Here is a 22,996-nt window from a genome sequence, read left to right on the forward strand (position 1 = left end):
CTGTTTTAAAAAACGACGCTCAATCTTTTTCCAAAAAAAAGGCAATCCGAAGATTGCCTTTTTTATTCACATCACGCCGGTTGCAACGTTTCTTTCGGTGCCTTACGAGTCACCCATTTACGCAGAGTGACATAAAATACGGGCGTCAGGAACAAACCAAACAGTGTGACGCCGAGCATCCCGGCGAACACGGTAATCCCGGTAACACCGCGTACTTCTGCTCCAGCACCTTCGCCTAATATCAGTGGAATGGTGCCAGCAATAAAGGCAATCGATGTCATCACGATAGGGCGTAAACGCAGGCGACACGCCTCCAGCGCAGATTCCACGATCCCTTTGCCCTGGATTTCCAGTTCGCGGGCAAACTCCACAATCAGAATGGCGTTCTTACACGCCAGCCCCATCAATACCACTAATCCAACCTGAACAAACACGTTGTTATCACCGCCAGTTAACCAAACGCCCACCAGCGCCGAAAGCATGGTAATCGGCACAATCAGGATCACCGCCAGCGGTAACGTCCAGCTTTCGTAAAGGGCGGCAAGCACCAAAAACGCCAGCAGAACGGCAACCGGGAACACAATCAATGCGGTGTTGCCTTGTGTGGATTGCTGATAACTCAGATCGGTCCATTCGATATTCATGCCATTTGGTAACAGCTGATCGGACATCGTTTCCAGTTGCGCCATCGCCTGCGCCGAAGAAAGCACCCGCGGATCGGCATCACCAATCAAATCCGCCGCCGGATAGCCGTTGTAGCGAATCACCGGATCGGGCCCGTAACTGGTGGTGATATTGACCATGCTACCAATCGGCACCATTTCGCCGCGATCGTTGCGGGTACGCAGGTTGGAAATGTCCTCTACGCTGTCGCGGAAATCGCCATCGGCTTGCGCCATGACTCGCCATGTGCGGCCAAATCGGTTGAAGTCGTTGACGTAGGATGAACCTAAATAAGTTTGTAGCGTGCTGAATAGCTCCGTCAGCGACACACCTTGCGCTTTGGCTTTATCGCGGTCCACTTTCACATCCAGCTGCGGCACATTTGCCTGGTAAGATGAGATCGGGAACTGCATGCCTGGCGTCTGCATTACCGCGCCGGAAAGTGTATTAATTGCGGTTTGCAGTGCCCCGTAGCCTAAACCCGCGCGATCCTGCACATAGAGCGAATAACCCGATCCTTGCCCCAGACCCAAAATCGGTGGCGGCATAATCGAAAAGCCAAATCCTTGCTGTATCTGGGCAATCTTCGCATTGATCTCTGCGTTGATTTCCGCCGCGCTGTGCTTGCGTTGATCAAACGGTTTTAAACCAAAGAACACCGTGCCGCTGTTGGGCGTGTTGGTGAACTGCAACGCGTTCAGGCCGGGGAAGGCCACCGCATACGCCACGCCCTCGGTTTGCATACCGATTTCGCTCATTTTACGAATCACGGCATCGGTGCGCGCCAGCGATGAACCCTCTGGCATTTTCACGCCGCCAATCAGGTACAACTTATCCTGGGTGGGAATGAATCCCCCCGGCACGCTGTGGAACATCCAGCCCGCGCCCGCCAGCAACAGCACATATACCGCAAAGACCGCGCCGCGACGTCGCAACGTTTTGCCCACCATCGACTCATAACCGTGCGCACTGCGCTGGAAAAATCGGTTAAAGGGACGGAACAGCCAGCCAAACAGGCGATCAATCAGGCGTGTTGGCATATCTTTTGGCGCATGATGATCCTTCAACAGCATGGCCGCCAGTGCGGGTGATAGCGTGAGCGAGTTAATGGCGGAGATCACGGTGGAAATCGCAATGGTAACCGCAAACTGCTTATAGAATTGCCCGGTCACGCCCGACAAAAACGCCATCGGGACAAACACCGCACACAGCACCAAAGCAATAGCGATAATGGGTCCAGAGACTTCACGCATCGCCTGATGCGCTGCGGCTTTGGGCGACAATCCCATCTCAATATTTCGTTCCACGTTCTCTACGACCACAATCGCATCATCAACCACGATGCCTATCGCCAGAACCAGCCCGAACAGACTCAAGGTATTGAGGGAGAAACCCAGCAGGTAAAGCACGCTAAACGTACCGACCACTGAAACCGGCACCGCCAGCAAAGGGATGATCGACGCACGCCAGGTTTGCAGGAACAGAATCACCACCAGCACCACCAGCACCACCGCTTCCAGCAGCGTTTTGACCACCGCTTTGATCGAGTCCCGCACGAATACAGTCGGATCGTAGGGGGCAGCCCATTTCACGTCGTTGGGGAAGCGGGTGGCCAGTTCATCCATTTTGGCACGTACCGCATTTGAGAGGTCAATGGCATTCGCGCCGGGTGCCTGGAAGATACCAATACCGACGGCATCTTTGTTGTTGAGCTGTGAACGCAAGGCATAACTGCCTGAACCCATTTCGATGCGCGCCACGTCACGCAGTCGCACCAGCGAACCCTCATCTGAGGTTTTCAGAATGATGTCGCCAAATTGCTGTTCACTTTCCAGTCGGCCTTGCGTGTTGATCGACAACAGAAAATCGCTTTGTTTTTTCAACGGTTCCGCGCCAAGCTGACCGGCAGAAACCTGCACGTTCTGCTCCTGCATCGCGGTAATCACGTCCGATGCGGTTAAGCCCCGTGCGGCCACTTTGTTGGGATCAAGCCAGACGCGCATCGCATATTCGCCTGCACCAAAAATCTGGATCTGGCCTACGCCCGGCAGACGCGCCAGCTCATCTTTCACTTTTAAGGTTGCGTAGTTGCGCAAATAGAGCGAATCGTAGGTGCTGTTCGGCGAGAACATGTGCACTACCAACGTCAACGTCGGCGACTGCTTCTGTGTCGTGATACCCAGGCGGCGTACATCTTCCGGTAAGCGCGCTTCGGCCTGCGCCACACGGTTCTGCACCTGAACCTGCGCCTGATCGGGATCGGTGCCCGGGCGGAAGGTCACGGTCGTGACCAGCACGCCATCGGAGCCGGCAACCGATTTCATGTACATCATGTTCTCAACGCCATTAATCGCTTCCTCAAGCGGCGTGGCCACTGAATCGGCAATCACTTTGGGGTTGGCACCGGGATATTCAGCACGAACCTGTACGCTGGGTGGCACCACATCGGGATATTCGCTGATCGGTAACAGCGGAATTGAAATAGCGCCGGTCACGAAAATCAGGATCGACAGCACGGCGGCAAAAATCGGCCGATCAATAAAAAAGCGGGAAAAGTCCATAACGGCCTCGAATTAGTGAGCGGCTGTCGCACGCATGGCGACTTGCTGTGCAGTCACCGCCATGCCAGGCATAAACACTTTTTGCAGACCATCAACGATCACCCGATCGCCCGATTGCAGTCCCGTCTTAACAATACGTAAGCCGTCAACCATCGCGCCGGCTTGAATATCACGACGTTGCGCTTTGCCCTGACCATCAACGACGTAAACGTATTTGCGATCTTGATCGGTTAATACCGCTTTATCGTCAATCAACAGCGCATCAAACTGCGCGCTGCCAGGTAAACGGACGCGCGCATAAAGGCCTGGTGTGAGCTGGCGCTGGGGATTGTCGAGCAGGGCGCGCATACGAATGGTGCCGGTGCTGGCGGTTAATTGATTGTCGAGGAAATCGATCTTGCCCTGATGCGGATAACCTTGCTCGTCCACCAATCCAATCTCAACCGGCAGCGCGTTACGCTGTTGGCCCTGGCGCGTCATCGCTTGATAATGCAGGAAGGTCGCTTCATCGACTTCGAAATAGACGTACATTTTCTCTTGCGAAACTAATGTGGTGAGCACGCTGGCGCTGTCGCCTGCGCTGACTAAATTGCCGGAAGTGATCATCGCGCGGCTGGCGCGGCCATCAATCGGCGCGGTCACGCGCGTGAAGTCGAGATTCAGCTGCGCCATATCCACTGCGGCTTCAGCCGCTAACACATCAGCCTGCGCCTGGCTGGAGGCCGAACGACGCTGTTCCCACGCTTCGCGAGAAATCGCCTGCGTTCCGATCAGTTTCTCCGTACGCGCAGATTCGCTGCGTGCCAAACTGGCCTGACTGCGCGAGCGTGCCAGTTCCGCTTTTGCCTGCTCTAGCGCGGCGCGATAACTGCGATCGTCGATCGTGAAAAGTACCTGGCCTTTTTTCACTTCATCGCCTTCGCGGTAATTCACTTCATTGATATAACCAGAGACGCGCGGACGCAGCTGCACGCTCTGCACCGCTTCAACGCGCCCCGTGAAGCTATCCCATTGGCTAACCGGTTTGATCAGCACGTCTGCTGCACTGACTTGTGGCGGTGGTGGCGGGGCGTTTTGCGCCACACCATTATCGCAGCCGCTCAATTGGCTGATGAGCAGCACCATCCCCAGAAGGGTAGAACCCTGACGAACCCACTTCGTTTGTCTGTTCATTATTGTTATTCCGCCTAAAAGGAAAAAACGGCCCGCAGGCCAATATTTGCAACTTTGACGATTGCAATTAATTACGAGGAGTGTAGGCTTGTGCAACTCGCAACTGCAAGAATATCTGATACACTTTATGTGCGGTTTGGTAGGCGCCCTATTGAGGTGTGAATCGCGTTAGAAAAACCCTATAAGCTGTGCGGCATTTAATGTACTAATAAAACTTGCATTAACTGGCATAGTCAGTCACCCTTTAAGTGTAACTGCAATTGATACTGATACCATTCGTCAACGCGACGGGAGAACATAGAATGATGAGCGATGCCTTTATTCACGATCTAATCGACTGGATTGATAACAACATTGAAGCACGTCTGGATTTGGACACGGTTTCTGAGCGCGCAGGTTATTCCAAGTGGCATCTGCAGCGTATGTTTAAAGAGCACACCGGTTATCCGCTGGGCGAATATATCCGGGTGAAAAAACTCAAGAAGTCGGCAGATCGCCTGACCAGCACCAACGAACCGATTCTCAACGTCGCAATTTCTTTAGGTTTCGATTCGCAGCAGTCATTTAATCGCAGTTTCAAACGTCAATACGGTGTTGCACCGGGAGCATGGCGACGTGATAGCGCGCATTCGCACGCTGCCTAAGCCGCTGGGGCCAGCTTGTCTGGCCCGCGCTGTTTCTGGCCGTTAAAACTGTTATGATCCGCATCCTGCTGTTACGGATGCCATTATGTCGAAAAAACTCTGGATTGGACTTTTCTTGGTCCTTGCCGCCTGCTGGGTTGGCCTCAAACCTTATTTACCCTCTTCTTCTGCACCCGCTGCCAGTGATATCACTGCGCTCACTGATGTGCGCACCGTTGCCCGTTATATCCTGCAAAACCAGCAATTACCTGACTATTATCTGACCAAAGGTGAAGCGCGCCGTCGCGGCTGGAATCCCAGCAAAGGCGATCTGTGCGATGTTTTGCCGGGGAAAGCGATTGGTGGCGACCGATTCTCGAACCGTGAAAAGCGCCTGCCGCAACGGCAGAACCGCCAGTGGTATGAAGCGGACGTAAATTATCGTTGTGGGCACCGCGAAGCGGATCGCCTGGTCTACTCTTCAGATGGGTTAGTTTATCTCTCAACCGATCACTATCGCAGCTTCAAACAGGTGCCATAATCATGCTGATTCTGAGCTTTGATTTTCGTCAGTTGGCGGATCGTGATGCGTTTTATGATCAGCTGGCGCAGCAAAGCCATTGCCCGTTTCCGTTTGGCAATAATCTGGATGCGTTGTGGGATTGGTTGACGGGCGGGATGGCGTTGCCAGCGGAGATTCATTTACGCCATGTCGATAAGCGTCATCACCATGATACGTTCGCGCCGGTGTTGGCGCTGCTGGAAGAAGCGGCGCAGTCGCTGGAAGGCGAGCTGCGCCTGATCGTCGATTAAGCGCGCAGCGGTTTCAGCAATGCAATCAACGCGTCACGTGCGGCAACGGGTAAATCACCGCCGCCGGTGTAACCGTTGTTCTCAATGATCACCGTATTGAGTCCCACTAACCAATCATAAATGTAATAAGCGGTATGATTGGCGGGCGCGACCGAAAGACGGGTTAAACGCTGTCCGGCACCGAAGCTCACGCTGGGCGCAGGCGGGCGAGAGAAGATCGATTGCCCCCGATTCACGCGACTCGCTGGACGCTCCGATTCGGGGCGCTGCAAAAAGCCGAGCCAGGCAACAAAATCCCCTAACACTGTCATCGCGCGCGTCACTTGACGATCGGCACGCGACTCATGCGTCACGGTATGCGCATCGGATTCATGCAGCGCCTGCTGCAATTTCTGCGTCATCTCAGCGCGGAAACTCGCGGTGATCAACTCTTCTACCAGCCATTCCATGGTGGCTTTATCGATATTCAGTAACGCCAGCAGGCTGCGATTTTCCGGCAGTTGACGTAAATGATCGAGCCATAAACTGAACACCTGATGCGGAAACTGCTGGGTGTTTTGGCTGGCTTTGCTCTGCTGCACGGGTGCCTGCTCGACTTCTGCATTGCTGAACAGATCAAACTCAAAGCCAATACCAAACTGATTTTCAGCCGCATTGAGCGGCGTCAGGCTGGTGGCGTTAGGCGCAGCAGATTGATTCAGCCACAATTGACGCAACGCTTCACGCGGCGGCTGCAAGCGCTCCAGCAATTCACCGTGCAAACCGGTGCGGTGCTGCAAACATTTCAACAAAATATCGGCGATATTCTGTTTACGCGCTGCCTGTTCTGGGCTGGCTTCTGCCTCGGTCCAGGGTTGTAAACGACGCTCAACCACGGTGTGTTGAATCTGCGCCAACTGCGTCACCAGCAATTCACGGCGCGCTTCCGGCTGCATTTCTTCTTGCAACCAGGCCGCCATGCGATCAACACCTGCGCGATCCAGCGCCAGCATCGAGCCCCAGCGTTGTCCCGGCTGACCAATCTGTCGCTGAACCGCTTCATCTACATTCATCTGTTGATGGCGCGCGTCATAAGGCGTGATGGCCCAAATCAGACGCGGCTTTTCGCCACTTTCATTCACTGGCTGATGACGCTGCCATTCGCGTAGCGCCTTGCTGGCGATATCCGCATCCTGACGCTGGCTGGCCGCAGTGCAGACCAGTAACAGATCGATACTCTGACGCGTGGCGTAAAAGCCGGGCAGCAGGGCGCGTTTCTGTTCCAGCAGGCGCGCCCGCAGCGGATCTTGCTGCTGTAAACGCTGAAGCTCTTCCGCCGAAGCGCGGTCAGCCGGCACGCCTGGCGCTGGCAACTCCAGCATATCGGCGTCATCGTAGAGCGCGGTGCGCGGCGTAGAACTCAGCGGAATCAGCACTTCCAGCGTCAGCAGCGCCAGTTGACCCAGCGGTACGCTTTGCGGTTTGCCGATGCGATTGCCATTTAATGGGCAAATATCAATGAGTCGTTGCTGATCCTGCTCGCTGGCCGGGACGATCAACTGTTCGGCTGGCAGTGAAGCCTCGTCCGTCAGCAGGCTCAGCGGGGCCAGCACGCGACTGCTGTTGCGCAGTTGATGACGCAAATGCAGCAGGCCGCGTAGCCACTCATTCAGTTGCGGTTCAGCTGGCCACAGCAAAGAAAAGAGCTGTACACGGTCATCCACGCTGAGCCACGGCGCCAGTTCTACCGCCTGCGGCCAGAAATGACGATCCAGCAAGGCATCATAAAAATGATGGCGGCGACACCATGACCACAATGTCACTAGCGCATCACTTTCCAGCCCAGCCAGCGGCGTGGTCAGGCGATGACGCTGCAGGCGCTGCATCACGCTGTCAATCTGCGCAATATTAGGTTGCGCTACGCCGCCACCGCAGGCAATCGCCAGACGTAGAATTTCCGCTTCGCTCAGCAGCGTTAATTCCACTGGCCATTCACCCGACAGCGGTTCGCGCTGGTGGCTGAAACGCGTGGCGGTCGCATAATCAAGGTTATCGGGATTGATGTGTTGAAAGTAGTTCAGCGATTTGTCGCTCAGACGCGTCACCAATTGACCTTGGGCATCGGCGACCATCTCGCTCAACAGCCAGGCTTTACCCGCCTGAGATTGACCAAACAGCGCCAGCGTTACTGGACGCGCAACCTGTTGGGCCAATGCATGAGTTTGCACGCGCGCCTGTCGCAGCTGTAACGTCAGCGTTTCCGCTTCCAGCGCCAGACGCGGCGACTGCGCACGGGTAGTATCAATCCAGTCAAGGCTGGCATTCAGGGCGTCCTGCAACAGGCTAAGACGTTTTGCCAGCGTCTGCGGCTGGCGCGTTTTTAAAGATTTCATCGTTTACACACGCTCCCGCTGTCGATCCAGTATTGCGCATTGGCGTTGCCGGTCGCTGAAAGCGTATTCAGTTTGAGGCTCAACTGATCGAGCGGCACCCGCGTGCCGTCGTCAAGACGCGCATCGCTCAGCACCAGATTTTCCGGGCCTTGCGCATCCGGGCCAGGCTTAACCGCTAACTTCACGCGCAATACGCTTTCACCGGCGACTTTACGCGCCAGCGCGGCATCATTCAGCGTCAGGCTATACAGCGGCGAAGCAGGCCAGCGATCGTTATCCAGCTGACGAAAGCCAAGGCAGACGTTACCGCGAATGCGGAAGCTGCTTTTACGGTCCAGCGCGAAACTACTGTCATCGAGATCGATCTCGCTATAGCAAAGATTCTCATCGGTCAGCGCCTGGTTTTCATCCAGCATGCCCAAATAACGAATGGTGGAGTAAGGTTCGAAATCGCCCGCGCGGAACCAGAAGCTGCTAAGACGCAGATCCAGCGCCAGCAAGCAGAGCATGGCACCCACGGCGGCGGTGGATTTTGGGTTATCGATGCGGCCCAGTTTGTTAAACGGATACCAGTCGCTGGTGTGATAGCCTTCCAGCGACAAAATACGACTGCCCGGCAGCGGCTGTAAGTGGCGTACCAGCGCCTGAATACCCGGGAAACGCGACGGCCGACCGGTTAGCAGCAACACATCGCATTGATACAGCGACACCACTTCACACATCGAACGCAGCGCAGGAATAATCGCCATGCGGTGTTGCATAAACTCGGCGTGCAGCTGCGCCATGCTCACCACCAGCGGCACATCAAGCAGGTCAAAGCGGCTGTTGCCACCCAGTTCACGCTGAATTTCACCGTTCACAAACGAGAGAACGGCATCGCTCGGACGCTGTTCAACCAGCTCGCCAAACAGCGCATTAATCTCAGCGTGACTCTCCAGCGGATCCCAGTTTTCGTAACGCTCTAACACGGCCTGCGCCAGAGGAATAAACAGTTGCAGCGTGGCCTGTTGGCGCAGCGTAGCTTGTCCATCCATGCGGCTGTCATGACCAAACAGCTTGTTGATCAGCGGTTCAGCTAGCGTCAGTCCCGCTTTTTGCAGGCCATTTTGCAGGGCAGGCAGGATCCACAGCTGAATCACATCCAGTAGAATATCGTCGCCCGCCACTTTAAATCCTTCGCGGAACAGCAGACGCGGCGTGATCTTAACGTTGTTGCCCTGACCATCATCAAGGCGATATTGGGTAATGGCTAAATCGGTGGTGCCGCCGCCAATATCGATGGAGGCGATGCGCAGGCTTTTGCCGGGCAGCTCATCGGTTTCACGCGGGCGATCGGGACGCGCCATGCTGCTGAAGAAATCTTCGGCGCGACCAGCAAAATTGACTTGAGTTTCATTAAACAGCCACACCATCTGGCCGCAGGTGGCTTCATCCCACTCCATCTGCACGTCGGGTACCGGCTTGCGGCTTTGTGCCTGGCTTTCTGGCGTAAAGTCAGCATCAGCGTCGTGCCAGCCTTCCGCTTTCCACACCAGCGCAATCGCTTCCTGCATACGGCGACGGAAAATTTCACGCTCCGGTTTTGGCATCGCCGAAGGCAGCGTCAGAATCACATGACGTAACTGGCGCGGGGCGTGGCTTTGCGGCATGCGTTGACGCTGTGCGGCGCTGTTCATTTGCATCATGGCTTGCGCTAACAGTTCGCACAGCATAAAGGTCATCAGCGAACTGCGGCTGTAATGGGCAGAGAACACTGGCAAGCGATCGTCAATCGGCAGCGCATGCAGCGGCTGGCCTTCATCATTAACCAGCGTAGTGAAAGGGGCGGCGCAGGCCAGCGGTTCCACTTGCAACCCTTGCTGGTTGAAACGCCAGCCTGGCTGATAGCGTGCTTCATCCCACAAATAGCGGCGTGGACTGGATAAACCGGTGCTGCCTTCCAGCCCGGCGCGTTGCAGCGCAAGACGGCTCGCTTCGCGACCGACACGGGTGAGTGACGGCCACATAAACGCAGATTCGCGCCCGCTTTCCAGCGAGAAACTGGCCTTGCCGAAACGCGCTTCGGCGAACTCCAGGCGGCTGTCGAACAGCTCGTTATAAACCTGATGCGGTTGAGACAGATCGCGCAGTTGCAGTTCGTAGGTTTGTTTTAAACCGTTAGTTTCTTCGGGATGATCTTCAACCAGAATGCCGCAGGTATGCGAATTCCCGACATCAAGAATGATATCGACGTTTACGGCGGGCGTTTGCAGTGAAGCGGCCTGAATATGGATATCGCTGAGAGTGAGTTGCTCACCGAGCAGCTCCAGCAAATTCAGGTAGTGCGCCTGATATTCAAATTCGCGCAGCGCCTGATTGATCGCTTGTTCACGACGATCCTGCACGCGATCGGTAAAGGCTTCACGCAGCCAACCGTCAACCCAAGTGTTGTCAAGAAACTCACCCAGCTCGTAATTGTGCCAGGCCAGCGCAAAGGTCACGCCGTTTTGTGCGTCTGCGGGAGAGAGGCCCAACTGCTCGCCACCCTCGTCATTGGCGACGCAGCGGGTGTCAAAAGCCAGGCTAACGCGATGGGTATTGCCTGCAGCATCCGGTTTATCCAGCGCGACCAGACGCATGCGCGCCCAGTTTTCGGGTCCACCAATAAAACGGCGTCCACTGGCGCAGCGCAACATCGGCAGCGGCAACCAGCAGGCGGCGAGCAGCGACAGCGAATCAGCCAGCGCAATGTCAGATTCAGGACGCACCACTTCCGGTGCGCCGCCATCTTCAGGATAAAGCAAGAATTTACCGCCATTCCCGTCAACGTTCAGGCGCAGCAGCGGGCCATTAGCGGTCTGGCGCACAAACTGGCGGCGCGCCTGGGGGGCTGAAAACTGCAAGCCGAAGTCGAGAAACTGCACGCCGCTGTCTTCAATCAGCGTGATTTTTTGTTTGTCATCGATCAGGGGAGCCAACATGTTTATTTACTCTCACGCTTAATCGTCATTGGGAATACGTTGTCATTGCCATATTGCGCTTCGCAAACTGCCGCGCCAATGTTGGCATGGCACACCAAAAGCGGCATGCGGTAGCGAGAGTTATCGCTGCATCTTGCGGTATAACGACTTTCAATCACCAGATTACCGGCGCTGGTCATGGCGGCGCTGACGTCAGCTTTGCAGCGGGTGTTGCCTTGTGCAATCTGCACACTGCCTTTGCCGTTGTTGAACTGAAAGCGCATCTCGGGCTGCTTACCGGTCGGCGTTTTGATCTGCTCAATATTGACGCGCCAGCGACCATCAATCACGCGCACCAAACCATCACGTACTGCATCGGGTGTCACCACCAGATCGTCCGGTTTTGCTGGCACCGCAGGCGTCACCACACTGGAAAGGGTAGCAGACGGCGCAGCGCTTTCAGTGGCAACCGATGCAACCACACTTGCTGGGGTTTGCGGCAGCGTATTCGCTAATTTTTCGGCAGAAACCAGTACCGCAGGCGGTTTACTCACACTTGCTGTGACGGGCTGGGCTGGCGCGGCGGGTTTACGCTCAGCCGTCGCTGGCGTATCAGGCTGTGAAGTGTGCAGCACCACTGCCATGGCTACCGCAGCGGCAATCGCGACAGGCGGCAACAAATACCAGACACGGAAACCGGCACGGCGTGCTGCTGGTGCTGGCTCAGGTGCCATAACTGGCTCAGGTTCAACCGACTCGACAACCGGTTCTGGCGCAATATTTTCAACAATGGGTTCGATAACCGGTGCGACAACTGGCTCGGGCTGCGGGTCGATCACTAATTTCGGTAAGGTCACTTCCAGGCTGTCACGCAAACAGGCCAGCGCGTCATCGCGATTGCGTTCCTGAGCATCAACGAAGCCCCAAAAGGTGATAACCGGTTTGCCATCCACCAGATAAACGTATTGCTGATCGGGAAACTGCAAGGTCTTGCTCAACAGCGCGCCAAACAGACGCATGGCAGGATTTTCCGCTGCGCGCGCGCGTAAGCTGAGATCGTTCATATCCTGCTGATAAGCAGTAAGCTGCTGCAGCGCCTGTCGGCGTTCGTGATCGCTGGCACCCAGCCAGGATTTTACCTTGCCGGAAAAGGGCGCATACCAGTCGAGGCGATCGCCGCGCTCGTTGGCTTGGGGAATAGCAAGGCAGTTTGCCAGCGCGCTTTGACGGCGCAGGCGCAGGGTTTCACGAATTTGCAGTGCAGAGGCGTAGACCGGCTGGCCGTTTTCACCTAAGGCCAGCACCGCATCAAGATTACCGCTGCGCAGAAAAGTTTTTGCCACCTGTTGGGCCCTTATCGGTCGTTGTCTGAGGCAGAAAATCGCGAGTTATCGGCGATTACGGTAATTTTACGCGGGGCAATGGCAAATCAAACGGCAGATAAAGGGGATAAATGCGTGGTTTTTTCACGCGCTGCCGGAAAAAGCAACAGCACGCAGGACGATCAAACCGATTTTTTGCTCAACAGCAGATGCGCTGCTACGCCGCCGACCAGCCCCCAAAAAGCGGCGCCGATGCCCAGTAGCGACACGCCCGATGCGGTAATCAGAAAGGTGATCAACGCGCTATCACGCTCGCTAGAGTGCTCCAGCGCGCGCTGCAAGCTGCCGCCGAGCGTTGCCAACAGCGCCAGACCCGCCAGCGCCTGAATCAGCACCGCAGGCAATGCGCTGAACAGCACGCCAATCAACGCACCCGAAAAACCCGCCAGCAGGTAAAACAGGCCGGCAATGGCTGAGGCTAACCAGCGGCGACGTGGATTGGGGTCAACCTCTTCGCCCATGCAGATCGCCGCTGTGATGGCTGCCACGCACACCGAAAACCCGCCAAATGGCGACATGATTAAGGCGATCAATCCCGTCCAGCTCATTAGCGCGGATACCGGCGGGGTATAGCCGTGCGCCTGCAATGTGGCGATACCGGGCGCATTTTGCGACGCCATCGTGACCAGAAAATAGGGCAGACCTATGCCAATCAGCGTGGTCAACGTAAAGTGCGGCATGACCGCATCGGGCAAAACAAAGCCAGGCGAATGCGAAGGAAAATGGATCGCGCCTTGGGCCATGGCGACCGAAACGCCCACCATCAGCGTAACCAAAATGGCGTAACGCGCCAGCCAGCGGCGCGCCAGTAACCAGGCCAGGCACATGCTGCCGCACAGGGTGAAATCAGTGTGCAAGTCGGCGAATGTTTGCAGGCCAAAGCGCAATAAAATGCCCGCCAGCATCGCGGAAGCCAGCGATTGTGGAATGTAGTTCATCAGCCTGGCGAACAATCCCGTCACGCCGCACAGCACAATCAGCACGTTGGCAAAGACAAAAACGCCCACCGCGTCGTTGATGGAAATGCCGTGAAAACTGCTGGCGAGCAGCGCCGCACCCGGTGTCGACCAGGCCGTGAGAATCGGCATGCGGTAAAGCAGGGAAAGGCCCAGAGAAGCGATACCCATGGCGATGCCAATCATCGAAAGCCAACCACCAATCTGCATTGGGCTGGCACCCGCCGCTTGCGCGACCTGATAAATAATCGCGCCGGTGCTGCTGTATCCCACCAGCACGGCGACAAAACCTGAAACGACCATCGGTAACGTAAAACCAGAAGTGGCGCGGAACATGGCTGAGATCCTTTGTGCGTTATAGCGCACATCCTCGCATGATGCGCTATAACGCACAAGTGGTACACTGCCGTTCAGCAAGCAGGAGCCTGTAAGCAGGAGAAAGTATGGAAAATTGGCATCAACATCTCAGTGATGCGCTGAAGCAGCTCAGACAAGCCAATGGCTGGAGCCTGACTTTAGCGTCGGAGCGAACGGGCGTCAGCAAAGCGATGCTGGGCCAAATTGAACGCGGCGAATCCAGCCCAACGGTGGCGACCTTATGGAAAATTGCCACCGGATTTAACGTTCCTTTTTCTTTCTTTATTCATGACAGCACGCTGCAAGAGGGCGAAACAGCGTCATTCAGCCAACCCAATTCACAGATGATTGTGCGGCCACTGCTGCCTTACGACGCTAAACTTCGTTTTGATCTGCTCGCGGTTGAACTCGCTCCCGGCGCACAAAGCGATTCTTCGGCGCACGAAACGGGCGTGATTGAGCAGGTAGTGGTGCTGGAAGGGGAACTATTATTGAGCCTGGAGGGTATTTGGCGGCGGTTACAGGCGGGAGAAGCCTTTCAGTTTGCCGCCGATGTGGCGCACAGCTACCACAATCCGCTGAAGGTGACGCTGCGTTTTCATAGTCTGATTCACTATTTAGCCTGCGCCTGATTTTACAATTTGATACGAAGGTAAACTACACAGTTTACCTTCGTATTTGTAGAGTGATGCGTTCACAGTAAGGAGCAGGCAATGAGCAATAGGGATGTCTCCGCAGCGGAACTGCGCAGCGTAATAGGTAAGCTAGGTCGCCGATTACGCGAATCAGCCCCGCCGGGCGAGCTGAGCTGGTCGCAGATACTGGTTCTTGGACATTTGGTGCGGGACGGCGCGATGACCATTACCGAACTGGCTACAGCAGAAGGGGTGCGTACGCAATCTATGGGTGCCACCGTCGCCAGCTTGCAGTCAGCAGGGATGTTACAGGGCGAACCGGATGCGCAAGATGGCCGTAAAACGCGCTACACACCAACGCAAGCCTGCCGGGAACTGATCGCCGCCAATCGCGCTTTACGTGATGACTGGCTGATTAAGAGTATTGAAACCCGGTTTTCAGCCGCTGAGCAGCAGCAGCTACTGCTTGCCATTCCCTTACTGCAACGACTCGCTGACAATTAATCCTGAGAGGACTCAACATGGCTGTAACCACACTTGATGCAAAAACCGCACTGATCGTTATCGACCTGCAGCATGGCATCGTCGCCTTACCGGTGGTACATGAACCACAACCGATCATTGACCTGTGCGCGCAGCTTAAAGATGCGTTTCACGCCAAAGATTTGCCGGTGGTTTTGGTAAACGTGGCGGGCGGTGCGCCAGGCCGCAACGAGCAAGGCGGTCACAGCGGTGAGCTCCCGGCTGATTGGGCCACACTGGTCCCGGAAATGACGCCGCAGCAGGAAGATATCACCATCACCAAACACAGCTGGGGCGCATTCAACAACACGCCGCTGCATGAAGAGCTGCAAAAGCGTGGCGTGACGCAGGTTGTGATTTGCGGCATTGCCACCAGCATTGGTGTGGAGTCAACGGCGCGTCAGGCGTATGAGTTAGGTTACAACGTCACGTTGGCGGTGGATGCCATGACCGATCTCAATGCAGATACCCATACTAATAGCGTAAAACTGATCTTCCCACGTCTGGGTGAAACGGGCAGTACTCAGGAGGTGCTGGCGCAGGTCAGCGCCTTGTAATCAGTAGAGGGATTGTTCCAGGGATTGAGCAGCACCACACTCATTCCCTGGAAACTTTTGACAACTTCGCAGAATTTGTGCCTCGCATAATCCGTATGTCGAGGCATGTTCACTGAAGATTTTTACTGAAACGCGTAACTGACATTCAGGCCGACGCTGTAATTACGGCCCGGAGCAGATTCGAAATAACGACCGTTGCTTTCATTGACGATCACCGAACCGACGTAGTGACGATCAAACAGGTTATCGGCGCGGCCAAACAGATCGAGCGTCCAGTTTTGCACCAGCCATTTGTAGCCACTGTTTATTGACGTAACGGTATAAGACGGCGCTTTCACATCCCCTTCATCGTCAGCGGCAATATTGCTCATGTAACGCATCTCAGCACCTGCATAGAAGCCTTGCTCTGGCGCGTATTCCAGACCGGCGTAGGCCATATTACGCGCAATGCCGGGAATGCGATTACCGTCGCAGCTCTCATCGCCACAGGCGTTGGTGCGATAGCGTGCATCCAGTAGGGTGTAAGCCATCTTCACACGCCAGTCGTAAGCGAACTGCTGATCCAGGCCCAGTTCCAATCCGCGACGACGGGTTTCCCCGGCATTTTTATAGGTGGTGCGCCCGCCGCTGCTGGTGTCTGCCACAATCTCATCCTGCGTATCCGTCTGGAATACGGCGGCGGTAATCAAGCCATTGCCGATACGCTTCTTGGTGCCTAACTCGAGGGTGTCGCTGGTGGCTGGTTTCAGGCCAAGGTTCAGCCCCGACTGACCATCCGAGCGATAAGAAAGTTCGTTGATGGTGGGCGTTTCAAAGCCGCGGCCCGCAGAAAGATAGGCATTCCAGCTGTCGTCAAACGCATATTTCAACGACGCCGCAGGCAGCCATTTGTGGTAACGCGCATCGCCGCTGTCATCGCCATTACCTGCGGTGACGTAGTTGTCGTTAGAGTCGAAATTAACGGTACTGAAGCGCACGCCAGCGTCCAGCGAGAGCTTGTTAGTGAATTGCCACGTCGTTTGCAGATAAGGATCAAGGTTCCACATCAGGTTGCGTTCATTACGACGCAAATTGCCCTGGCTACCGTAATCATAAACGCCGTTGTTGATAGTGTAGTTTTCGAAGCCTTTGCGCCGCTCGGTCATGGTTTCATAATCGAGGCCGCCGGTTAGCGTCACGGGAATTGAGAACAGCGCGTCGCGGTGCGTCCAGCGTGTATCAACACCTTGATAATGACGCGTCAGTGAAATCACGCCGCCGGGATGAGCAGGATTGCTCTGAACGCTGGCAGGAATAGACTGGAATTGTGTGGTTTCCCGCATGCCCGCATACATCATGATGCTGAGATCGTCGTTTTCACTCATCTGACGCTGATAGTGCAGCCCGCCTTGCGTCTGATCCACCGTTTTACGCGTGTCATACAGCGACACGTTGCTCACCACCTGACGCGGATTATCGCGCCACTGATCGGGCGTTAATCCGCCCGGATCTTGCGCATCAATGTGCACGCTGTTGAACAGCAGCGTCAACGTGCTGACATCATCAATACGCACACCCAGTTTGGCGTTGCCAAGATTTTTCTGTGCCGAGCTGTGATCGCGGTATCCGTGAGTGGTAAAGCGTGAGGCTGAAACGGTGTAATTTACGTCGCCTGCGTGCGTGCCATCGCCGGTTGCGCCGCTGGCTTTCACGCTGTTGCGCCAGCTGCCGTAGCTGCCGTACCAGGTTCCCGCTTCAAGCGTGGTGGGTTGCTGTCCGGTTTGGGTATCAACGTTAATCACGCCGCCAGACGCGTTGCCATACAACGCTGAAAATGGCCCGCGCAGCACTTCTACGTGATCAATCGATCCAATATCAATGTTTGAGGTTTGACCCTGACCATCTGGCATGGTGGCGGGGATGCCATCCACATAGATACGTATTCCGCGCACGCCGTACGTCGAACGTGAACCAAATCCGCGCACCGACAACTGTAAATCTTGCGCATAGTTTTGCCTGTTTTGGATCTGCAAACCCGGCACGCTGGTTAAATTTTCTGACAAGTTAACGCGAGGTGCGGCCTGACGCATGTCATCGCCTGTTACCACGCTGACGGCTGCGGGCGTATCCAGTTCAGAAAGCCCTGAAGGTCCTGGAGCCGCACTGACAACCAGAGTATTACTGCTCTCATCCGCAGCCAGTAACGGCAGAGGGAACACCGCAGGCAGCATCAACAGCGGAAGGTGCGCCTGACGAAGTAACGCTATTTTCATTTATTAGAAGCCTACAAAAAAAGAGGAATGAACCAGCTGGAACATTGTGTGCATATGTTAAGGGTTTTGTTGCATCTTTTAAAAGCGTAAATGATAAAGCGCTGCTTAGCGAAAACCTATGGCTGAAAATGTTCAATGCTGTTACGTATTTAGGCTGGATTTTTTGATCGATTGCCGCCAGTCTGAATGTTTTGCTTTTCAGGGCTATACGCAAGGAAACCGGCATGGAACTGCTGTACCGCGCCAGCGAGTCAGAGATTGCGCTGCTGAGCCAGATTGGCGAAACCAGCTATCGCCACCATTTTGCGGCGTTATGGCATAACGCCAAAGAGTGCGATGACTTCATCGACAGCGTCTTTTCACCCGCCAGCTTGCGTCGTAGCCTGCATGGCAGCGGCAGTCAGTGGTATTTACTGATGCAGGATTCGCCCTGTGGCGTGGTGCAAATTGGCACCGATCAGCGGCGGCCAGGCAGCGAACTCAGCGGACTGTGCCTGCATAAGTTTTATCTGCTGCCAGACATCACCGGGCAAGGCGTGGGGCAGCGTGTATTTAATGAAATTTGCGCCAAAGGGCGTGAATTACGTCAGCCGCTGCTGTGGTTGGAAGTGCTCGAACAGAATAGTGCGGCACGTCGCTTTTATACGCGTCAGGGTATGATGCAAACCCACGAAGTGCTGTTTCGCAGCCCCACACAGCAAAGCCGGGTACAGATTTTAAGTCTCGATTTATCCTGAATCTGTTCTGTTGCACAGGTTCGCCAAATTTAACCTTAAGAGGGAATCAGCATGAGTCAGAAACCTGAAGTGGCGGTATTGGGATTGGGCGCAATGGGCCACGCGTTTGCCGCTAACCTGCTGAAAAAAGGCTTTACCGTTCATGGCTGGAACCGCACCCGCGCACGCGGCGAGGATTTAGTCGATGCGGGGCTTAAATTAGCTGACACGGCATCTGATGCGGTTAAGCTGGTCGACGTAGTGATCACCATGTTATCCGACGGCGACACCACCGAAGAGGTATTGCACTCCTTAAAATATGCGCTGAAGCAGGGGGCAACAATTTGTCAGATGGGCACCATCGGCGTTGAAAAAACGGATGCGCTGATCGCTTTCTTCGCCGATGTGCGCGATGACATCCTTTTCATTGATGCACCGGTTTCGGGGACCAAAGCACCTGCCGAGAATGCCCAAATTTTGGTGATGGCCAGCGGCGATCAATCGCGCGCTGGGGCGGCTGAAACGGTCTTTGCTGCTATTGGGAAAGGGACGCAGTGGCTGGGCGAAGCGGGAAAAAGCTCGCGGATGAAATTAGTGGTCAACAGCTGGCTGATTGGCTTGATGCAGAGTCTGGCGGAGAGTACCCGACTGGCTGAACAGTTTGGTTTTTCCACCGACGACCTGTGGAAAGTGCTGGAGGGCGGCCCGCTGGCTGCGCCTTACGCCAAAATGAAGCTGGGCATGATTGCCAGCGACGATTACACCCCGCAAATGCATCTGATCTGGGCATTAAAAGATGCGCGTCTGGCGCTGGACGCTGCCGACAGCAAACTGCCTGCGTTAGAAAATATCGTTGATGTCTGGCAACAAGCGGTGGATGCGGGCTACGGTGAGCAGGATCTGGCCGTCATCTATAAGTATTTAAAGGCCTAAATGAGCACCACGCTGGCATTTAATTTTGCTACGCGCCCGCTGGTGCCGTTGGCGCATGACTATGCACACGGTGCCAGCGAACCCTGGCATCACCATACCTGCGCACAGTTGATTCATACGCTGAGCGGCGTGGTGCGAGTGGAAACGGAGCAGGGAAGTTGGGTTGTGCCGCCTAGCCGCGGTGTCTGGCTTCCTGCCTATACGCGGCACGCGCTGCATATCACCGGTTCGGTGGCGGCGCGGACGCTGTTTGTTGATCCCCTGGCGCGAGCGGATTTGCCTGCCAGCTGTCAGGTGGTTCAGATTTCACCGCTGCTGCGTGAACTGATTATCAGTGCGATAACTTTGCCTGAAGCTTATACGCCGGGTAGTCGCACGGAACGCATCTATGAACTGCTGCTGGATGAAATTCGTGGCATGGATGTATTGCCGTTTGAACTGCCATCGCCGCAAACGCACCGTTTGAAAATGCTCTGCGATCTTATTCAACAACGTCCTGGCGAAAGCTGGACGCTGGAGCGTGCCAGTGAACAGCTCAATGTGTCGAGCCGCACACTGGCGCGCTATTTTATCCGTGAAACCGGGTTGCATTTCAGTGACTGGGTACGACGTGCGCGTCTGGCCATCGCCCTGACACAGCTGGCGCAGGGCGAATCGGTGTTACGCGTGGCGCTGGATCTCGGCTATGAAAGCCCAAGCGCCTTCAGCGCGATGTTTCGTCGTCTGCTTGGCGTGTCGCCTGCAGATTATTTTCCGGTGTCAGAAAGCGACTTGCCGCGTTAAACAGCGCCTGCAGCGAGGCGCGCGAGGTGTCGTTATCGATGCTCACGCCCCATGCACGCTCTCCCGCCATGTTCAGGCAGCTGACGTAAGCCACCGATCGGCTGTCACTGCGTTTGCCTAGCGTGTGCTCATGATAATCCTCAATGGTCAGCGCCAGCCCGAGTGATTGACGCAGCGCATTCACCGCTGCCGACAGCAAACCGTTACCGCTGCCGCGTAAGCGCAAGGCTTTGCCATCCTGCGCTGCGTTAGCGTTAAGCTGCGTTTGCGCGCCCGCATCGCTTTGGCTTTCTGCATTCAACAGGCGCAGCGTTGGCTGCTCCACGCCGTACTGGCGACAAAATAGCTGCCAGATAGCATGTTGCGTCATCTCTTTGCCGTGGCGATCGGTTTCACGCTGTACGCATCCACTGAAATCCTGCTGCAAGGCGCGCGGTAACTGCAAACCGTGATTCTGCTCCAGCAACCAGGCCGCACCGCTTTTACCCGATTGGCTATTCACCCGGATCACCGCTTCATAGCTGCAACCTATATCGGCGGGATCCAGCGGCAGATAAGGCATTTGCCAAACGGTCTCGGCGTTTTGTCTGCGGATGGCGAACCCTTTTTTGATCGCATCCTGATGCGAGCCGGAAAAAGCGGTAAATACCAATTCACCGGCGTAAGGATGACGCGGATGCACTGGCAGCTGATTGCAGGCGGTCACCACTTCAATCACCTCATTCATCTGGCTGAAATCGAGCTGTGGCGCAACACCTTGCGTGTAGAGATTCAACGCCAGCGTAATCAAATCGACGTTACCGGTGCGCTCGCCGTTACCGAACAAGCAGCCTTCAACCCGATCTGCACCCGCCAGCAGAGCCAATTCGGCGCAAGCTACGCCGGTACCGCGATCGTTATGCGGATGCACGCTGATACAGACATCCTGACGGCGACTAAAGTGACGACAGAAATATTCAATCTGATCGGCGTAGACATTCGGCGTGTTCACTTCAACGGTCGCCGGCAGGTTGATTATCATCGGACGTTCTGCGCACGGCTGCCATATTTCCGCAACGGCTTCACAAATTTCCAGTGCAAATTCTGGCTCGGTAAAACAGAAGGTCTCGGGCGAATACTCAAAGGTCCAGTCGGTTGCGGGTTGCGCTTCGCAGCCCGTTCGAATTTGACGCGCGCCTGCGGTAGCCAGCGCAATAATCTCCGCTTTGCTCTGCTTGAAAACCCGCTCGCGGAACAGTGGCGCGGTGGCGTTATACATATGAATAATGGCGCGCGGCGCATCCTGCAACGCAGCAAAGGTGCGCTCAATCAGATCCTGACGTGCCTGGGTTAATACCTGCAAAGTAACGTCGGCAGGCACACGCGCCTGTTCAATTAAGTCACGGACAAAGTCAAAATCGGTTTGCGATGCGGAGGGAAACGCGACCTCGATCTCCTTAAAGCCACAGCGCAGCAGCAGATCCCAAAATTGCAGCTTACGTGCGCGGTCCATCGGCTCTGCCAGCGCTTGATTGCCATCGCGCAGATCGGTTGAAAGCCAGCGCGGTGCGTGCGTCAAACGGCGTGAAGGCCATTGGCGATCGGGCAGGGCGATAACCGGCTGCGGGCGATATTTACTCTCGGGTTGGGTCAGCATCGTATTCTCCTCATTAAGTGCCTTTAGTCTGGACCGAACGCCGTGTCTGAATCGCCTGCAAAACTGACAACCCATCGCGCAAAAGTGACAATCGCATATACCGTAAATGGCAAACCTCATGAGGAATCGGCATCGCTGAAATTCTCGTCGCAGTTTAGGCTGAAGCTCTTTTGCACGATGAGAATCAATAATGAAAAAACAGGTAATTGTCCTCAGTGTATTGCTGGCGGGCACCCCATCAGCGCAGGCGGTGACGCTGCGCATTGCCGATCAAAAAGGGAATATGCATGCCGAGATGGAAGCGGCGAATCAGCTGCAAAATCTGGCTTACAAGATTGAATGGGCAGAGTTTCCTGCTGCCGCGCCACTGGCCGAAGCCTTGAATGCTGGAGCCGTTGACGCCGGGATTATTGGCGATGCACCGCTGCTGTTTTCGGTGGCAGCGGGCTCGCAGGTCAAAGCGGTGGCGGTTAGCAAATCAGTGCCGGTCGGCCTGGCACTGCTGGTGCGTCCCGATTCTCCGGTTAAAAATGCCGCCGAGCTTAAAGGTAAAAGCATCGCTACCGGACGTGGCTCTATCGGTCATTTCCTTGCCCTGAAAGCGCTTGAACAAGCGGGGATCAGCGACAAAGAGGTGACATGGCGCTTTTTGACACCTTCCGATGCGCGCATCGCGCTGGAGAGTCATTCGGTTGATGCCTGGTCAACCTGGGATCCTTATACGGCGTTAGCCGAAGTGACACACAGCGGGCGCGTACTGATAAACGGCAAAGGCTTATCAACGGGCAACAGCTTTTTAGCAGCGACCGATGCGGCGCTGGCGGATCCCGAAAAGCAGGCGGCATTGCAGGATTACGTTAATCGCCTGGCTGCTGCCGATCGCTGGGCGAATAAAAATGTGAAAGCTTATTCGCAAACGTTGGCGAAAATTATTGGTTTCCCGGCTGAAGCCGCAGAAAAATCGTTTTCGCGCCGCCAGTCGCACTGGCAGGCCATCGACGATGCCACTGTCCAACAACAGCAAGAAACCGCTGATTTTTATACCAAATATGGGTTAATTAAGAAAAAATTAGATGTGAAACCGACCTTTTACCACGGTTTGAGCGTGGCGCAAACCGGCTAG

Annotated in this window: 18 protein-coding genes; 10 read left to right on the forward strand and 8 right to left on the reverse strand. The window is 55.3% G+C overall.

Translation table 11 applies throughout. From position 1 onward, the window contains the following. Positions 1 to 71: 71 nt before the first annotated feature. The gene (gene oqxB, locus ACF2G4_RS04765; protein WP_332627901.1) at positions 72 to 3,224 is read right to left on the reverse strand and encodes a multidrug efflux RND transporter permease subunit OqxB; all 3,153 of its coding nucleotides are present in this window, start codon (positions 3,222 to 3,224) and stop codon (positions 72 to 74) included. A gap of 12 nt (positions 3,225 to 3,236) precedes the next feature. Further along, positions 3,237 to 4,397, reverse strand: coding sequence for an efflux RND transporter periplasmic adaptor subunit (locus tag ACF2G4_RS04770; RefSeq protein WP_215846875.1), 1,161 nt, complete (start codon positions 4,395 to 4,397; stop codon positions 3,237 to 3,239). 302 nt (positions 4,398 to 4,699) lie between these two features. Here ACF2G4_RS04770 and ACF2G4_RS04775 point away from each other — a divergent pair, with 302 nt between their 5' ends. The 3 genes from ACF2G4_RS04775 to ACF2G4_RS04785 all read left to right on the forward strand — a co-directional run bounded on the left by ACF2G4_RS04775 (position 4,700) and on the right by ACF2G4_RS04785 (position 5,833). Further along, positions 4,700 to 5,041, forward strand: coding sequence for a helix-turn-helix domain-containing protein (locus ACF2G4_RS04775; RefSeq protein WP_215846874.1), 342 nt, complete (start codon positions 4,700 to 4,702; stop codon positions 5,039 to 5,041). Between the two features lie 85 nt (positions 5,042 to 5,126). Then, positions 5,127 to 5,561 (forward strand): ribonuclease domain-containing protein, encoded by a 435-nt coding sequence (locus ACF2G4_RS04780; protein ID WP_409075597.1) that lies wholly within the window; start codon positions 5,127 to 5,129, stop codon positions 5,559 to 5,561. 2 nt (positions 5,562 to 5,563) lie between these two features. After that, complete coding sequence (locus ACF2G4_RS04785) at positions 5,564 to 5,833, forward strand: barstar family protein (protein WP_243078002.1); 270 nt, start codon at positions 5,564 to 5,566, stop codon at positions 5,831 to 5,833. Here ACF2G4_RS04785 and ACF2G4_RS04790 read toward each other — a convergent pair. From ACF2G4_RS04790 to ACF2G4_RS04805, 4 genes are all read right to left on the reverse strand, one after another. After that, a complete protein-coding gene (locus ACF2G4_RS04790; protein ID WP_409075598.1) occupies positions 5,830 to 8,205 on the reverse strand; it encodes a virulence factor SrfC family protein in 2,376 nt (791 codons plus the stop codon). The genes ACF2G4_RS04785 and ACF2G4_RS04790 overlap by 4 nt on opposite strands. Next, entirely contained in the window at positions 8,202 to 11,165 is a 2,964-nt protein-coding gene (locus ACF2G4_RS04795) for a virulence factor SrfB (protein WP_409075599.1), read from the reverse strand. The genes ACF2G4_RS04790 and ACF2G4_RS04795 overlap by 4 nt, the downstream gene beginning before the upstream one ends. 2 nt (positions 11,166 to 11,167) lie before the next feature. Further along, entirely contained in the window at positions 11,168 to 12,487 is a 1,320-nt protein-coding gene (locus tag ACF2G4_RS04800) for an SrfA family protein (protein WP_409075600.1), read from the reverse strand. 161 nt (positions 12,488 to 12,648) lie between these two features. After that, positions 12,649 to 13,818, reverse strand: a complete 1,170-nt coding sequence (locus ACF2G4_RS04805; protein WP_409075601.1) for a benzoate/H(+) symporter BenE family transporter — start codon at positions 13,816 to 13,818, stop codon at positions 12,649 to 12,651. A gap of 107 nt (positions 13,819 to 13,925) precedes the next feature. On the opposite strand from ACF2G4_RS04805, the gene ACF2G4_RS04810 reads away from it, so the two are divergent. The 3 genes from ACF2G4_RS04810 to ACF2G4_RS04820 all read left to right on the forward strand — a co-directional run bounded on the left by ACF2G4_RS04810 (position 13,926) and on the right by ACF2G4_RS04820 (position 15,553). Next, positions 13,926 to 14,471, forward strand: coding sequence for a helix-turn-helix domain-containing protein (locus ACF2G4_RS04810; RefSeq protein ID WP_409075602.1), 546 nt, complete (start codon positions 13,926 to 13,928; stop codon positions 14,469 to 14,471). Between the two features lie 81 nt (positions 14,472 to 14,552). After that, positions 14,553 to 14,978, forward strand: coding sequence for a MarR family winged helix-turn-helix transcriptional regulator (locus ACF2G4_RS04815; RefSeq protein WP_409075603.1), 426 nt, complete (start codon positions 14,553 to 14,555; stop codon positions 14,976 to 14,978). 17 nt (positions 14,979 to 14,995) lie between these two features. Beyond that, positions 14,996 to 15,553, forward strand: a complete 558-nt coding sequence (locus ACF2G4_RS04820; protein WP_409075604.1) for an isochorismatase family protein — start codon at positions 14,996 to 14,998, stop codon at positions 15,551 to 15,553. A gap of 122 nt (positions 15,554 to 15,675) precedes the next feature. Here ACF2G4_RS04820 and pqqU read toward each other — a convergent pair whose 3' ends face one another. Next, complete coding sequence (gene pqqU, locus ACF2G4_RS04825; RefSeq protein WP_332627912.1) at positions 15,676 to 17,805, reverse strand: TonB-dependent receptor PqqU; 2,130 nt, start codon at positions 17,803 to 17,805, stop codon at positions 15,676 to 15,678. Positions 17,806 to 18,029: 224 nt separating this feature from the next. Here pqqU and ACF2G4_RS04830 point away from each other — a divergent pair, with 224 nt between their 5' ends. The 3 genes from ACF2G4_RS04830 to ACF2G4_RS04840 are packed head-to-tail and all read left to right on the forward strand — an operon-like array spanning position 18,030 to position 20,237. Next, a complete protein-coding gene (locus ACF2G4_RS04830; RefSeq protein ID WP_243077993.1) occupies positions 18,030 to 18,542 on the forward strand; it encodes an N-acetyltransferase in 513 nt (170 codons plus the stop codon). 51 nt (positions 18,543 to 18,593) lie between these two features. Then, on the forward strand, positions 18,594 to 19,454 hold the full coding sequence (locus ACF2G4_RS04835; RefSeq protein ID WP_409075605.1) for an NAD(P)-dependent oxidoreductase: 861 nt from the start codon (positions 18,594 to 18,596) through the stop codon (positions 19,452 to 19,454). Then, positions 19,455 to 20,237, forward strand: a complete 783-nt coding sequence (locus ACF2G4_RS04840; protein WP_215846864.1) for a helix-turn-helix transcriptional regulator — start codon at positions 19,455 to 19,457, stop codon at positions 20,235 to 20,237. Here the strand turns inward: ACF2G4_RS04840 and leuA are convergent. Beyond that, a complete protein-coding gene (leuA, locus tag ACF2G4_RS04845) occupies positions 20,158 to 21,873 on the reverse strand; it encodes a 2-isopropylmalate synthase (RefSeq protein ID WP_409075606.1) in 1,716 nt (571 codons plus the stop codon). The genes ACF2G4_RS04840 and leuA overlap by 80 nt on opposite strands. 190 nt (positions 21,874 to 22,063) lie before the next feature. Here leuA and ACF2G4_RS04850 point away from each other — a divergent pair, with 190 nt between their 5' ends. Beyond that, positions 22,064 to 22,996 carry an ABC transporter substrate-binding protein gene (locus tag ACF2G4_RS04850; protein WP_409075607.1) on the forward strand — a complete coding sequence of 311 codons (933 nt, stop codon included), beginning with the start codon at positions 22,064 to 22,066 and terminating at the stop codon, positions 22,994 to 22,996.

This window comes from Pantoea phytostimulans, from assembly GCF_046118715.1.
GTDB lineage: Bacteria > Pseudomonadota > Gammaproteobacteria > Enterobacterales > Enterobacteriaceae > Pantoea > Pantoea phytostimulans.

Excerpts from the sequence above, each read along its gene's own strand:
- oqxB (WP_332627901.1), bottom strand. The coding sequence starts at position 3,224 with ATGGACTTTTCCCGCTTTTTTATTGATCGGCCGATTTTTGCCGCCGTG.
- ACF2G4_RS04770 (WP_215846875.1), bottom strand. The coding sequence starts at position 4,397 with ATGAACAGACAAACGAAGTGGGTTCGTCAGGGTTCTACCCTTCTGGGG.
- ACF2G4_RS04775 (WP_215846874.1), top strand. The coding sequence starts at position 4,700 with ATGATGAGCGATGCCTTTATTCACGATCTAATCGACTGGATTGATAAC.
- ACF2G4_RS04780 (WP_409075597.1), top strand. The coding sequence starts at position 5,127 with ATGTCGAAAAAACTCTGGATTGGACTTTTCTTGGTCCTTGCCGCCTGC.
- ACF2G4_RS04785 (WP_243078002.1), top strand. The coding sequence starts at position 5,564 with ATGCTGATTCTGAGCTTTGATTTTCGTCAGTTGGCGGATCGTGATGCG.
- ACF2G4_RS04790 (WP_409075598.1), bottom strand. The coding sequence starts at position 8,205 with ATGAAATCTTTAAAAACGCGCCAGCCGCAGACGCTGGCAAAACGTCTT.
- ACF2G4_RS04795 (WP_409075599.1), bottom strand. The coding sequence starts at position 11,165 with ATGTTGGCTCCCCTGATCGATGACAAACAAAAAATCACGCTGATTGAA.
- ACF2G4_RS04805 (WP_409075601.1), bottom strand. The coding sequence starts at position 13,818 with ATGTTCCGCGCCACTTCTGGTTTTACGTTACCGATGGTCGTTTCAGGT.
- ACF2G4_RS04810 (WP_409075602.1), top strand. The coding sequence starts at position 13,926 with ATGGAAAATTGGCATCAACATCTCAGTGATGCGCTGAAGCAGCTCAGA.
- ACF2G4_RS04815 (WP_409075603.1), top strand. The coding sequence starts at position 14,553 with ATGAGCAATAGGGATGTCTCCGCAGCGGAACTGCGCAGCGTAATAGGT.
- ACF2G4_RS04820 (WP_409075604.1), top strand. The coding sequence starts at position 14,996 with ATGGCTGTAACCACACTTGATGCAAAAACCGCACTGATCGTTATCGAC.
- pqqU (WP_332627912.1), bottom strand. The coding sequence starts at position 17,805 with ATGAAAATAGCGTTACTTCGTCAGGCGCACCTTCCGCTGTTGATGCTG.
- ACF2G4_RS04830 (WP_243077993.1), top strand. The coding sequence starts at position 18,030 with ATGGAACTGCTGTACCGCGCCAGCGAGTCAGAGATTGCGCTGCTGAGC.
- ACF2G4_RS04835 (WP_409075605.1), top strand. The coding sequence starts at position 18,594 with ATGAGTCAGAAACCTGAAGTGGCGGTATTGGGATTGGGCGCAATGGGC.
- ACF2G4_RS04840 (WP_215846864.1), top strand. The coding sequence starts at position 19,455 with ATGAGCACCACGCTGGCATTTAATTTTGCTACGCGCCCGCTGGTGCCG.
- leuA (WP_409075606.1), bottom strand. The coding sequence starts at position 21,873 with ATGCTGACCCAACCCGAGAGTAAATATCGCCCGCAGCCGGTTATCGCC.
- ACF2G4_RS04850 (WP_409075607.1), top strand. The coding sequence starts at position 22,064 with ATGAAAAAACAGGTAATTGTCCTCAGTGTATTGCTGGCGGGCACCCCA.